Annotated in this window: 11 protein-coding genes; 7 read left to right on the top strand and 4 right to left on the bottom strand. The window is 68.8% G+C overall.

Going from position 1 to position 12,637, the window contains the following annotated elements; genetic code table 11:
• Positions 1 to 47: 47 nt before the first annotated feature.
• Positions 48 to 887 carry an enoyl-ACP reductase FabI gene (fabI, locus tag ACQY4O_RS15775; RefSeq protein WP_428377298.1) on the bottom strand — a complete coding sequence of 280 codons (840 nt, stop codon included), beginning with the start codon at positions 885 to 887 and terminating at the stop codon, positions 48 to 50.
• 176 nt (positions 888 to 1,063) lie between these two features.
• On the opposite strand from fabI, the gene pdxH reads away from it, so the two are divergent.
• The 3 genes from pdxH (at position 1,064) to ACQY4O_RS15760 (ending at position 3,914) form a co-directional block, all read left to right on the top strand.
• Positions 1,064 to 1,666, top strand: a complete 603-nt coding sequence (gene pdxH / locus ACQY4O_RS15770) for a pyridoxamine 5'-phosphate oxidase (RefSeq protein WP_428377297.1) — start codon at positions 1,064 to 1,066, stop codon at positions 1,664 to 1,666.
• Between the two features lie 163 nt (positions 1,667 to 1,829).
• Entirely contained in the window at positions 1,830 to 2,720 is an 891-nt protein-coding gene (locus tag ACQY4O_RS15765) for a universal stress protein (protein WP_428377296.1), read from the top strand.
• Positions 2,721 to 2,804: 84 nt separating this feature from the next.
• Positions 2,805 to 3,914: an IS630 family transposase gene (locus tag ACQY4O_RS15760; RefSeq protein ID WP_428378057.1), complete on the top strand. Its 1,110-nt coding sequence runs from the start codon at positions 2,805 to 2,807 to the stop codon at positions 3,912 to 3,914.
• Positions 3,915 to 4,103: 189 nt separating this feature from the next.
• Here ACQY4O_RS15760 and ACQY4O_RS15755 read toward each other — a convergent pair whose 3' ends face one another.
• From ACQY4O_RS15755 to ACQY4O_RS15745, 3 genes are read right to left on the bottom strand one after another with little or no spacing between them, the layout of a single operon-like run.
• Positions 4,104 to 4,766, bottom strand: coding sequence for a histidine phosphatase family protein (locus ACQY4O_RS15755; protein WP_428378219.1), 663 nt, complete (start codon positions 4,764 to 4,766; stop codon positions 4,104 to 4,106).
• 31 nt (positions 4,767 to 4,797) lie between these two features.
• Complete coding sequence (locus ACQY4O_RS15750; RefSeq protein WP_428377295.1) at positions 4,798 to 6,705, bottom strand: potassium transporter Kup; 1,908 nt, start codon at positions 6,703 to 6,705, stop codon at positions 4,798 to 4,800.
• The gene (locus ACQY4O_RS15745; RefSeq protein WP_428377294.1) at positions 6,702 to 8,921 is read right to left on the bottom strand and encodes a hypothetical protein; all 2,220 of its coding nucleotides are present in this window, start codon (positions 8,919 to 8,921) and stop codon (positions 6,702 to 6,704) included. Before ACQY4O_RS15745 ends, ACQY4O_RS15750 begins: the two co-directional genes overlap by 4 nt.
• A gap of 196 nt (positions 8,922 to 9,117) precedes the next feature.
• Between ACQY4O_RS15745 and rfbB the strand changes: the two genes are divergently transcribed.
• The 4 genes from rfbB (at position 9,118) to rfbD (ending at position 12,629) form a co-directional block, all read left to right on the top strand.
• Positions 9,118 to 10,173 (top strand): dTDP-glucose 4,6-dehydratase, encoded by a 1,056-nt coding sequence (rfbB, locus tag ACQY4O_RS15740; protein WP_428377293.1) that lies wholly within the window; start codon positions 9,118 to 9,120, stop codon positions 10,171 to 10,173.
• Between the two features lie 107 nt (positions 10,174 to 10,280).
• The gene (gene rfbA / locus ACQY4O_RS15735; protein ID WP_428377292.1) at positions 10,281 to 11,156 is read left to right on the top strand and encodes a glucose-1-phosphate thymidylyltransferase RfbA; all 876 of its coding nucleotides are present in this window, start codon (positions 10,281 to 10,283) and stop codon (positions 11,154 to 11,156) included.
• Between the two features lie 31 nt (positions 11,157 to 11,187).
• Positions 11,188 to 11,745, top strand: a complete 558-nt coding sequence (gene rfbC / locus ACQY4O_RS15730; RefSeq protein ID WP_428377291.1) for a dTDP-4-dehydrorhamnose 3,5-epimerase — start codon at positions 11,188 to 11,190, stop codon at positions 11,743 to 11,745.
• Positions 11,742 to 12,629, top strand: coding sequence for a dTDP-4-dehydrorhamnose reductase (gene rfbD / locus ACQY4O_RS15725; protein ID WP_428377290.1), 888 nt, complete (start codon positions 11,742 to 11,744; stop codon positions 12,627 to 12,629). Before rfbC ends, rfbD begins: the two co-directional genes overlap by 4 nt.
• Positions 12,630 to 12,637 lie beyond the last annotated feature (8 nt).

Raw genomic sequence — 12,637 nt, 5'->3', positions numbered from 1 at the left:
CGCTGCGCGGCACTCTTGCTCGGTGTAGCGCATTCTCGAAGCGGGTCTCAGTCCGAAACGGCGGCGATGTCCGGCGCCTTGGGGTTCTTCATGCCCACGGTATGGTAGCCGCTATCGACGTGGTGCACCTCGCCGGTGACACCGCTGGACAGGTCCGACAGCAGGTACAGCCCGGCGCCGCCAACCTCGTCGATCGACACGTTGCGCTCCAGCGGCGCATTGAGCTGGTTCCATTTCAGGATGTAGCGGAAGTCGCCGATGCCGCTGGCGGCCAGCGTCTTGATCGGCCCGGCGCTGATCGCGTTCACCCGGATGCCGTCGGCGCCAAAGTCGGCGGCGAGGTAGCGCACCGAGGCTTCAAGCGCCGCCTTGGCGACGCCCATGACGTTGTAGTGCGGCATCACCCGCTCGGCGCCGAGATAGGTCAGGGTCAGCAACGAGCCGCCGCGGTCCATCAGGGCTGCCGCCCGCCGGCTGACCGCGGTGAAGGAGTAGCAGGAGATGTCCAGCGCCTGCAGGAAGGCCTCGCGCGGGGTGTCGGCATAGCGGCCGCGCAGGTAGGTCTTGTCGGCCCAGCCGATGGCGTGCACCAGGAAGTCGAGGCGGCCCCACTCGCGCGCGATGATCGCGAAGGTCGCGTCCATAGCGGCATCGTCGGCGACGTCGCACGGCAGCACCAGCGCTGCGCCGACGCTTTCCGCCAGCGGCCGCACGCGCTTCTCCAGCGCCTCGCCCTGGAACGTGAAGGCGAGTTCCGCGCCCTGGGCGGCGCAGGCGGCGGCGATGCCCCAGGCGATGGAACGGTCGTTGGCCACACCCATGATCAGGCCGCGCTTGCCCTGCATCAAGGTGCCTCGCACGGGAAGGGGGTGGGCGCCGTCGGGCATGCGGCCTCGTCCTGATGAGAGATAGGAAGCCAGGCTTGAGCGGGCTGGCCTCTCGCGTGCCGTCCTGACACACACGCTGCCCAGCGACAAGCCTGTGCTCCCGGCACGGCGCGAACCGGCATCGGTCGGGCGGGTTAAGCGCGGTACGTTAAGCCCGGCAGGATAAGGAGTTGACCATGCCTGATGAGCCGCTGCAGTGCGATACCGACCCGATCGGGCTGTTCCAGCGCTGGCTCGCCGAGGCCGAGGCGGTGGAGCCGAACGATCCGAACGCGATGGCGCTGGCCACCGCCACGCACGAGGGGCTGCCCTCGGTGCGCATGGTGCTGCTCAAGGGCCTCGATGCGCGCGGCTTTGTTTTCTACACCAACAAGCAGAGCCGCAAGGGAGAGGAACTGGCGGCCAACCGCCATGCCGGCCTGCTGTTCCACTGGAAGAGCCTGCGCCGGCAGGTGCGCGTGGAGGGTCCGGTCGAGGATGTGACGGACGCGGAAGCGGATGCCTACTTCGCCAGCCGCTCGCGCAACTCCCGCCTGGGCGCCATTGCGTCCGACCAGTCGCGGCCGCTTGCGGACCGTGCCGAACTGGAGGGCCGGCTGGCGGCGATGCAGCAGCGCTACCCGGATGACGACGTGCCGCGGCCGTCGCACTGGTCCGGCTACCGCGTGCTGCCCGACATCATCGAGTTCTGGCAGGACATGCCGCACCGCCTGCACGACCGCCTGGTGTATCGGCGCGAGAGCGAGGCCAGCTGGCAGACGACCCGGCTCTATCCCTGACCATTCCATGCTAGTGCAGCAATCCAAACAGACTGAACCAGTCTGTTTGGATTAAAGCTGCACTATATCAATGTTCTAGGGCACCTTTAACCCAGACAAAGCTGCTCGCTTTGTCTGGGTTGGTGCACTAGTTTCGGCGATCGAGTAAGGAGGGAACTCGCCGATGAGCGAGCTGCGCAAGATCCTGCTGCCGCTGAACGGCACGCCGAACGGGGAGGCGGCGCTGGCGACCGCCCTGATCCTGGCCCGGCGCTTCGGCGCGCATCTCGCGGCGCTGCATGTCCGCAGCGACAGCCGCGAGGTCGCCCCGCTGGCGGGCGAAGGCCTGTCCGGCGCGATGGTCGAGGAGATGATGACCGCCGCCGACCGCGAGCAGGCCCGACGATCGCTGGCGGTGCGCGAGGTGTTCGACCGGCTGGTCGGCGCAGCCGGGCTGGAGGTGCGCGGCGGTCCGCCCGATCCGGACCCGCGCACCCACGACCTGGCCGGCCCGACCGCCAGCTTCCGCTCGATCACCGGCCGCGAGCACGAACTGGTCGCCTATGCGGCACGGCTCTCCGACCTCACCGTGGTGCCGCATGCGGATTCCGGCGAGGAGGTCTCGTCGTCGGAGGCCCTGCATGCGGTGCTGTTCGACAGCGGCCGGCCGGTGGTCATCGCGCCGAAGCTCTCGCCGCAGCAGGTCGGGCGCCGGCTCTGCATCGCCTGGAACGGCACCGGCGAGAGTGCCTCCGCGGTGCTGTCGATCCTGCCATGGGCCAAGCAGGCGGAGGCGGTCCAGGTGCTGCATTCCGAGGACTACCAGCGTCGCGGGCCGGATGCCGCCGCCTTGCTGGACTATCTGGCGCTGCACGGGGTGCGCGCGACGCTGCAATCCTTCCGGGCCATCGACAAGGAGGTCGGTGCCGGACTGCTGGCGGCCTGCACGAAGTTCGGCGCCGACATGGTCAGCATGGGTGCGTATTCGCACTCCCGCCTGCGCCAGCTCATCCTCGGCGGCGTCACCCGCCACGTCCTGGAGAACGCGCAGCTCACCGTACTCATGGCACGCTAGTGTCCTGAACCCGAAGTTCGCTTGAGAACTCTTGTACTCGACCTTTGTGTATGGGATACTCCTTTGGTTGGTGAGGAGCGGAACATGAGAGGTCGACCGCCTGCCGCCATAGTGTTGAGCGATGCGGAGCGTGCGGAGCTGCTGACGTTAAGCCAGCTGCGGTCGACCGCTCAAGGCCGGGCGATGCGTGCAAGGATCATTCTTGCTTGCGCCGATGGTGGCTACGGCAAGGACATCGCAGCGTCCCTCGGCGTGGATCAGGTCACCGTCAGCAAATGGCGGCGACGCTTTGCAGCGCATCGCATGGACGGGCTGCTGGACGAGCCACGCTCCGGAGCGCCGCGCACCCTTGACGATGCCCGGATCGAGGATGTGATTGTCCGGACCCTTGAGAGCCTGCCGCTCGGCGCGACCCACTGGAGTTCGCGCAGCATGGCCCGCGCCTCGGGCTTGTCGAGCACGAGCGTGCAACGGATCTGGCGGGCGTTCAGCCTGCAGCCGCACCGCGTCGAGACGTTCAAGCTGTCGACCGATCCGGATTTCGTCGCCAAGACCCGGGACGTCGTCGGCCTCTACGTCTCGCCGCCCCGGCATGCGGTTGTGCTCTGCGTCGATGAGAAGTCGCAAATCCAGGCGCTCGATCGAAGCCAGCCGATGTTGCCGTTGAGGCCGGGGCAGGTCGAGCGGCAGACCCATGATTACAAACGGCACGGCACGACATCGCTGTTTGCTGCCCTCGACATCGCCACCGGACATGTCATCGGCCGTTGCTATCCCCGGCATCGTGCTGGCGAGTTTCGCAAGTTTCTCGACGAGATCGAGGCCAATGTTCCGGCCCAGCTCGATGTCCACCTGGTGATGGACAACTACGCTACCCATAAGACGCCCTTGATCCGCAACTGGCTCGCCAAGCGCCCCCGGTGGCACATCCACCTCACGCCGACCAGCGCGTCGTGGATGAACCAGGTCGAGCGGTTCTTCGGTTTGCTGACCGAGAAGCAGATCAGACGCGGCGTTCACCGTAGCGTCGCCAGCCTCCACCAGACGATCGAGACTTTCATCAACCAGCACAACGCCGACCCGAAGCCGTTCCGTTGGACGAAGTCCGCCGACGACATCCTCGCAACCATCGAGAGGTTCTGCACCCGAACCACTTATACAGTTAATGAGCGAACTTCGGGTTCAGGACACTAGCGGCGGCTGCTTGAAAACGCCTGCTGCTGGCGATCCCCCGCTTTCAAGGTTGGGCGCCTTTTCTCCGCTCCGCTGCTCACGGCCGAAAAGGCCGCTGCGCTGCGGTGCTCGGAAAGGCACGCCGGGCGCGGCTCTACGAGCCGCTCTCATCCAGCATCAGGCGTTTTCAAGCAGCCTTTCGGGAGGCTTCTAAACACCTGGCATTTCGTTGACTGCTACCACGCGCCAGGATTTGGGGTGGCGCTCGAGGATTGTCAGCGACAGGTTCTGCACCGACAGCCGAAGGGCGGCGTCCGCATCGACGCCGAGGGCATGCGCTACCGCGGCCCGAATTGCGCCGCCGTGGCTGACCACCACGATGTCCTGCCCGTCATGCGCGTCGGCGATGCGCTCGATCGCCCGGCCGACGCGCTCGCAGACCTGGACCATGCTCTCGCCGCCCGGAGGCACCTCGTCCGAGGCCAGTGGCCAGAACACATGCGCGGGTGACTGCAGCCGCTCCGGCAGGTCGCCGTGCGCCAGCCCCTGCCATTCGCCCATGTCCTGCTCCAGCAGCCCGGGCTCGATCGCGAGCGGCGTCTGCGGGTAGCCCGCCTCCTGGATCGCCTGCGCGGTGCGCTGCGTGCGGCTGAGCGGGGTCGCATACCAGGCCGGGGTGCGCGGCAGCCGGGCTGCCAGCCCCTGATACATGCCCACCTGTGCCACCAGGCTGTCCGGGCAGAGCGCCACGTCCATGGTGCCGTACAGCATCAGGCGGGCGTTCTGCTCCACCAGGGCATGACGGATCAGCCAGAGCCGGGTGACCCCGGCTTCGAGTTGCGGGGTGTCGAGGAAGGTCGAGCGTTCGGTCATCGCCGCACCGTATAGCGTCACGCCGGCCGATCTACAGGCCCACCTGCCGTCCGGTCTGCACGAAATGGTCCGCCGGCAGGTCGAAGCGGTCCACGAAATGCACGGCGTTGCGATACATGAAGCCGAACAGCACCCGTCGCCAGCCCGGCAGGCGCGAGCGTGGGCGAGTGCGGTCGCGCACCACCTCGTCCCGGCCGCCGACGAACAGCGCATCCTGCGGCACCACCGGGCAGCCCTTGCTTTGCGCCAAGGAGAGCGCCGCCGAAAGGCTCGGGATCTCCACGAACCCGTAGCGCGCCACCATGTGCCACAGGCCGCCATCATAGCCGTTCAGCGTGATGCGCTCATCCTGCGCGACCCTCGGGGTCTCCTCGAACTCGACGGTGAGCGTCACGACATGCTGCTGCAGCGCCCCGAACTGCGCGACATGCGCAATCATCAAAGGCGAGATCGGCTCGCGGATGCGGGTGAGGAACACGACGGTGCCGGGCACGCGCGGGATGCCGCCGTCGGCGAGCTGCTGCAGGAATTTCTCCGGCGCCAGCACACCCTCGCCCGAGATGGCGCGGAGCGCGGCGATGCCGCGCCGCCAGGTGCTCATGACGGTGAACATCAGCAGGCCGGCCAGGAGCGGAATCCAGCCGCCCTGCAGCAGCTTCATCAGGTTGGCGGAGAAGAAGGCAAAGTCGATGACCAGGAACAGGCCGGCTACCGGCAGCGCCGCCGCCAGCGACCAGCCGGCGCAGCGACGCAGGTAGGAGAACAGCAGCACCGTGGTCAGCAGCATGGTGGTCGAGACGGCGGTGCCGTAGGCGCCGGCCAGGCCCGAGGAGCTGCCGAAGCCGGCGGTCACGCCGACGGTGAGCAGCATCATCACCCAGTTCACCGCGGGCACGTAGATCTGGCCGTATTCCTTGTCGGAGGTCTGCCGGATGTTCAGGCCGGGAAACCAGCCGAGCTGGATCGCCTGCCGGGTCATCGAGAACACGCCGGTGATGATGGCCTGGCTGGCGATGATGGTGGCGGCCGTCGCCAGCAGCACCATCGGCCAGATCGCCCAATGCGACATCGCCGCCGGCAGGATGCCGTAGAACGGGTTCGCGGGCAGCGACTTCTGGCCGATCAGCGACGCCGACTGGCCGGCGTAGCAGAGCAGCAACGCCGGCAGCACGATCACGTACCAGGCGAGGCGGATCGGACGCCGCCCGACATGGCCCATGTCGGCATACAGCGCCTCGGCGCCGGTCAGCGACAGGAACACGCCGCCGAGCACGGCCAGGCTGCCCCAGCCATGCTCGCGCAGGAAATGCGCGCCGTGCCGCGGGTCGATGGCGGCCAGCACCGCCGGATGCCGGATGAGGGCGACGGCGCCGAGGCCGCCGATGGTGATGAACCAGAGCAGCATGACCGGCCCGAACACCGCGCCGATCCGCGCCGTGCCGAACACCTGCAGCGTGAACAGCCCGACCAGGATGCCCAGCGCGATCGGCATGATCAGGTGGTCGAGCGCCGGCGTCGCGACCTTCACCCCCTCGACGGCGCTCAGCACCGAGATCGCCGGCGTCAGGATGCCGTCGCCGTACAGCAGGGCGCCCCCGAACAGGCCACAAGAGAGCAGGATGCCGGTCGCCATGCCGCTGCCGGTCCGCGCCCGGCTGCCGGTCACCAGGGAGGTCAGCGCCAGGATGCCGCCCTCGCCGTTATGGTCCGCCCGCATCACGAAGATGCCGTACTTCACCGACACGGTGAGCAGCAGCGCCCAGATGATCAGCGACAGCACGCCCAGGACGGTGTCGGGTGCGACATTGCCGCCGGTCGTCTGCAGGATGGTCTGCATCGTGTAGAGCGGGCTGGTGCCGAGATCGCCATAGACGATGCCGAGCGCCGTCAGCATCGCCAGCGGCAACGGAGGTTTCGGCTTCTGGAACGACTGCATCATGCGTCGCCCGGGCCGGGCGTGCCGGGCGGCCACGGCTCTGGCTGGGGCAGCGGGGCGTAGCTCGGTTCCGGATCAGCCCGCGCCATCGCCGGCCAGTAACGCAGCAGCAGCGTGATCTTGTCCAGCACGCGGCGCATGTCGGCGATCTCGCGCGCGATCCGGTCGTCGCTGCCGAGGCCGCCATGCGACGGCTCGCCGGACACCACGCGGGCGCCTGCCGAGATCCTGAGCGCCCCGGCCGGCACGCCGCCCAGCGTCTCGTGCGCGACCGGCACCGGCTGGCCGACATGGCATAGCAGCCGTGCCAGGACCCGCTCCGCCGGCGTCGCATGTCTTGGCAGGGCCCGGGAGACATCGGCATTCAGCCAGCGATACAACCGGCGCGCGCGTTCGAGCTGCAGCGGACATCGGTCGCCGGCGCCGGCTTGCCGGCCAGCCCCGGACGGCTCGAGCACCATGAAGCTCAGGATGGTCTGGAGCCGGTCCCAGGAGATCGCCGCCTGGCGCTGCGGCGCCGGCACCTCGATCAGCACAAGATCCGGATGGACGGCGATCGCCGCGCGCGCTGCGGCCAGGAAGCGCTCGAGCCGCTGCAGCAGCTGGGCCGCGGGCACCGCCTGGAATGCCCGCATTTCCGCCAGCGCCGCCTGCCAGCGCAGCACCATGCCGTGATTGACGGCGTCCGGCAGGTGACGCGCCGCAGGCACCCGCGCCGGCCAGTCCGTCCGGCTGCTGTAGGCGGCGAGGCCGGCCGGCAACGCCCCGGCCTGCAGCCGTCGCGCCACGGCCTGCGGCAGCAGCAGCGCCCCGCAGAAGGGCGGCCCGGTGAAGAATTTCGACCCGGTGATCATCACCATCCAGCCACGCGCCAGGTAGTCGCGGACATGCCCGGGATCGACCCGCGCCTGGCAGGCATCCACCACCACGTCACAGCGCTCGCCCGGCTGCGGGCCACCGAGGCTCACCTGCAGGGCGTCGATGGCGGCCGGCGACGGTGCCAGCAGCCCGGTCTTGGACAGGTCCAGCAGATGCAGCAGGACATGGCGGCCGGCGGCGTGCTCGGCGCGCGCCAGGCGCACGCAATCGCGGGCGATGTCGTCGGCGTCCCGCAGGCATCCGCTGCCGCCGCGTATCGCCACCGTGAGCACCCGTGTCTCGGTGGCGAAGCCCGCGACCGGGTCGCCCTTGCGGACCCGATGGCGTCCGGAGGTGTCGTCGGCGAAGTGCCGCCCGGCGGCCGCAAGCGGCACCCCGGTGCCGGTCTCCTCGGGCGCCACCAGGATGTTGCTGACCGCGGCCGCCTGGCCGGCCAGCGCCAGGGCCAGCAATTCGCAGTCGGTGCCGGAGGCCGCCAGGACGACCTCGCTGCCGGCGGTACGCGGATCATCCTGCAGGCCGTAATACGCCCCGATCCCGTCGCGCACCGCCCGCGCCTCGGCCGCGAGCGCGGTGTCGGCCTGGCCGCTGAAGGCCGCCGCCGCCAGACGCAGCCGGGCCAGTTCGGCGCCGCCGAAGCCGCGCTCCGACAGCGAGGAGGCGGTTGACGAGGCGAAGGTGATCGCCCACGGCCTCGGCCGGTGCGAGCAGCCATAATGGTTCAGGCCGGTCGCAGGATCGACCGCGAGCCGCTGGTCGCCGCCCTGTGCCATCAGCGCCTCGGCCGGCCCCAGCAGGTGCCAGATCGCCGCCAGGCGGCGGACCATCGCCGGGGGCACCCCGCTGTCATCGACGCCGAGGCAGGCCGCGCGCAGCAGGCGGTAGGACGGGCCCTGCAGTCCGCGCACCTGCGCCCAGACCCGGTGCAGCACGGTCTCATCCGGCGGCCGCTCGGCCGCCATGGCGGCCAGCCAGCTGACCGGCTCGATGCGGGTCGCGGCCTCGCCGGCCGGCCCGTCGAGCTGCCAGAACAAGGCGGCGGTGCGGGCGGCGCACAGGCCGGCCAGGATCGGCAGGTCGCACAGCAGCAGCGGCTCCGTCGCGGTGCGGGCGGCGACATCGAGCAGCATGGACAGCTCGAGCGCGTGCCGGATGTGGAACGCGCAGACGCGGGCAGGTCCCAGGCATGCCGCGCCGAGCACCACCTCGCCGCCGGGATCGGCGCGAAAGGCGGTGTCCAGCGACGCATCGAAGTCGATCCGGCGGCCTTCCGCCACGACGCGCAGGTCCGGACGGTCGAGCGCTGCCAGGAGCTGGGTGCTCAGCTTTTCCGCAAACATCGATCGACCGTCCGCCGGTTGGGTGGTGCCGCTTATTGCCCGCAAACGCATTGCCCGCAAACGGCAGCTCGCAAAGAGAGTGCCGTGTAACAGCGTGCAGTGTAACAGCCTCGGCTCACATTGTGTTGCTTGACACCGTTGAGGCTGCCAGATTGGCGCCGCCCGGCCTATCCGACCGGGTGAGTGGGACCGCAAAATGCGAATTCTCTTGACCGGCGGTTGCGGTTTCATCGGTTCGGCCGTGGTGCGCCACCTGATCCGCGCGACGGCGCACAGCGTCGTCAATGTCGACCGGATGACATACGCGGCCTCCGAGGATGCACTCGAGGAAGCCCGCACGCATGAGCGGCATACGCTCGTGCGCGCGGACGTCGCCGATCTTGCTGCCATGCAGCGTCTGTTCGCGGAGCATCGTCCGGAGGCGGTCATGCATCTTGCCGCCGAGAGCCATGTGGATCGCTCGATCGACGGGCCCGCCGTGTTCATCCAGACCAACGTGGTCGGCACGTTCGCCCTGCTCGAGGCGGCGCGTGGCTACTGGTCCGCGCTGGATGCGGCCAGCCGAGCGTCGTTCCGTTTCCATCATATTTCGACCGACGAGGTGTTCGGGGCGCTGGGCGACGGCGATGCGCCCTTCACCGAGGCCACGCCGTACGATCCGCGCAGTCCGTATTCGGCGAGCAAGGCGGCATCGGACCATCTCGTGCGCGCCTGGCACCACACGTACGGGTTGCCGGTCTTCGTGACAAACACGACGAACAATTACGGTCCCTGGCATTTCCCGGAAAAATTGATCCCGCTTGTCACCATCAACGCGATCGAGGGGCGGGAGCTTCCGGTCTATGGCGACGGATCGAACAAGCGCGACTGGCTGTTCGTCGAGGACCATGCCGAGGCGCTGGTGCGCGCGGTCGAGCAGGGCGTGCCCGGCGAGACCTACGCCATCGGCGCGCGTCAGCCACGCTCCAATCTCGAGGTCGTGCAGACAATCTGCCGCGTGCTCGACGATCTGCGCCCCGATCCCGCCGGCCCACGCGAGCGCCTGATCCGTTTCGTTTCCGATCGGCCAGGCCACGACTTTCGCTACGAGATCGATGCCTCGCACGCCGAGGCGAGTCTCGCCTGGCGCGCGGCCCATGATTTCGACCGCGGCATCCGCCGCACGGTGCAATGGTATCTCGATCACCAGGACTGGTGGCGGGCCATCCGGCGCAAGACCTATCCCGGCCAGCGGCTCGGGACGGCGGCATGACGGAGCAGAGGTCGGCCGAGGCCGAGGCGCCCCAGGCTGAAACAGCCCAGGCTGAAACAGCCCAGGCTGAAACAGCCCAGGCTGAAACAGCCCAGGCTGAAACAGCAATGAAGGGCATCCTGCTGGCCGGCGGCTCCGGGACCCGGCTGCATCCGATGACGCTGGCGGCGAGCAAGCAGTTGCTGCCGGTGTACGACAAGCCGATGATCTACTATCCGCTCAGCACTCTCATGCTGGCCGGCATACGCGACATCATGATCATCTCCACGCCGGCCGACCTGCCGCAGTTCGAGCGTCTGCTCGGCGACGGCAGCCGCCTCGGCGTGCAGTTCACCTATCGCGTGCAGCCGAGCCCGGACGGCATCGTGCAGGCATTCCTGATCGCCGACGACTGGCTGCGCAACGCCCCCTGCGCGCTCGCGCTGGGCGACAACCTGATCTTCGCCGACCATCTCGGCCTGCTGCTGCGCGGTGCGGCGTCGCGCGCCGAAGGGGCGACCGTGTTCGCCTACCAGGTGCGCGACCCGGAGCGCTACGGCGTGATCAGCTTCAACGAGGACGGGCGCGCGCTCGAGGTCGTCGAGAAGCCGACCAACCCGCAATCGAACTGGGCGATCACCGGCCTGTATTTCTACGATGCGCGGGTCAGCGAATATGCGCACCGCATCCGTCCGTCGGCGCGCGGCGAACTCGAGATCACCGACCTCAACCGCCTCTATCTCGACGAAGGTTCGCTGCATGTCGAGAAGCTGGGACGCGGCTGCGCGTGGCTCGATGCCGGCATGCCGGACAGCCTGATGCAGGCCGGTACGTTCGTGCAGACGATCCAGTCCCGCCAGGGTATGCTCGTGGGCTGCCCGGAAGAGGTCGCCTTCCGCATGGGGTTCATCGACAGCCCCATGCTGCGCCGTCACGCGCAGGGCCTGAGCAAGACCGAACTCGGCCGCCTGCTGCTCGAGCTTGCGGACGGGGCACACAAGTAGGGTCCCAGGACGCGATCCAGGAGAATACCACGTGCAGATCGAGCATCTTGCGATCCACGACATCGTTCTCGTGACCCCGGCGCGTTTCGCTGACGAGCGCGGTTTCTTTTCCGAGACCTACAACCGCGCCCGCATGCGCGAGGCCGGCATCGCACCGGAGTTCGTGCAGGACAACCACAGCCTGTCGAAGCAGCGCGGCGTGGTGCGCGGACTGCACTGCCAGGTGGCGCCGCATCCGCAAGGCAAGCTGGTTCGCTGCACCCGCGGCGCGATCTTCGATGTCGCCGTCGATGCACGGGTCGGATCGCCGAGTTACGGCCAATGGGTCGGTGCGGAGCTCTCCGAGGCGAACTGGTCGCAGCTCTGGATCCCGCCCGGCTTCCTGCACGGCTTCTGCACGCTGACCGGCGACACCGAGGTGCAGTACAAATGCACCGACGTCTGGGACCGCGCCGCCGAGCGCGCGGTGCTCTGGAACTCGGAAGAGATCGGCATCGAATGGCCGATCACGGCCGACGAGGCGGTGCTGTCGGACAAGGACAAACTCGCGCCGCCCTTCGCCCAGGCGGAAGGCTGGTTCCGGCTTTGACGCACCCGATTCTGGTCACCGGCGGCAGCGGCCAGCTCGCCTCGTCGCTGGCGGCAATCGGCGGCGAGCAGGTTCGTCGTGTCGGCCGTCCCGAGTTCGATTTCGACGTGCCCCCCAGCATCGATACGATCTTCGCGCGCGCCGCACCCCGGCTTGTGGTGAATGCCGCCGCCTGGACGGCGGTGGATGCGGCGGAGGCCGACGAGGCCGGTGCGGCGCGCGCCAATGTCGCCGGGCCGGCGCGGCTCGCCGGTCTCTGCGCCGATGCCGGCATTCCGCTGATCCATGTCTCGACCGACTATGTCTTCGACGGCGACAAGGGTGAGCCCTACCTCGAGACCGACCCGACATCGCCGACCGGGGTCTATGGTCGCACCAAGGCAGACGGCGAGCGAGCGGTGCTGGCGGCGTGCCCGCGCGCCATCGTGCTGCGTACGTCATGGGTCTATTCCCCGACCGGCAAGAACTTCGTCCGCACCATGGTCGAGGCGGCGACGCGACATCCGACCCTGCGCGTGGTCGGAGACCAGTACGGCCGTCCCACCAGCGCGGATGATCTCGCGGCAGGGATCCTGGCCATCGCCGGCCGCATCGAGGCCGATGGCTGGCAGGAGCAATACGGCGGCATCTTTCACGCAGCCGGCAGCGGCGAGGCCACCTGGCACGGCCTGGCGGTGGCGGCGCTGGAGGCGGCGGCCAGGCATGGCCGGCCGATGCCGGACGTGATCGCGATCCGCACCGCGGACTGGCCGACGCCGGCGCGCCGCCCGTCGGACTCGCGTCTCGATTGCAGCAAGCTGGACCGGGTGTTCGGCGTCCGGCTGCCGCCCTGGCGGCGCAGCGTCAGTGCGACGGTGGATCATCTCCTCGGGGCGGGGCAGTAGCCTTCGAT

The organism is Lichenicoccus sp. (assembly GCF_965277665.1).
GTDB lineage: Bacteria > Pseudomonadota > Alphaproteobacteria > Acetobacterales > Acetobacteraceae > Lichenicoccus.
The sequence above is the reverse complement of the archived record's forward strand: the minus strand, read 5'-3'. Positions and strand labels throughout refer to the sequence as shown.

Bases quoted from the DNA above. Each gene is read 5' to 3' on its own strand.
- fabI (WP_428377298.1), bottom strand. From the start codon at position 887: ATGCCCGACGGCGCCCACCCCCTTCCCGTGCGAGGCACCTTGATGCAG.
- pdxH (WP_428377297.1), top strand. From the start codon at position 1,064: ATGCCTGATGAGCCGCTGCAGTGCGATACCGACCCGATCGGGCTGTTC.
- ACQY4O_RS15765 (WP_428377296.1), top strand. From the start codon at position 1,830: ATGAGCGAGCTGCGCAAGATCCTGCTGCCGCTGAACGGCACGCCGAAC.
- ACQY4O_RS15760 (WP_428378057.1), top strand. From the start codon at position 2,805: ATGAGAGGTCGACCGCCTGCCGCCATAGTGTTGAGCGATGCGGAGCGT.
- ACQY4O_RS15755 (WP_428378219.1), bottom strand. From the start codon at position 4,766: ATGACCGAACGCTCGACCTTCCTCGACACCCCGCAACTCGAAGCCGGG.
- ACQY4O_RS15750 (WP_428377295.1), bottom strand. From the start codon at position 6,705: ATGATGCAGTCGTTCCAGAAGCCGAAACCTCCGTTGCCGCTGGCGATG.
- ACQY4O_RS15745 (WP_428377294.1), bottom strand. From the start codon at position 8,921: ATGTTTGCGGAAAAGCTGAGCACCCAGCTCCTGGCAGCGCTCGACCGT.
- rfbB (WP_428377293.1), top strand. From the start codon at position 9,118: ATGCGAATTCTCTTGACCGGCGGTTGCGGTTTCATCGGTTCGGCCGTG.
- rfbA (WP_428377292.1), top strand. From the start codon at position 10,281: ATGAAGGGCATCCTGCTGGCCGGCGGCTCCGGGACCCGGCTGCATCCG.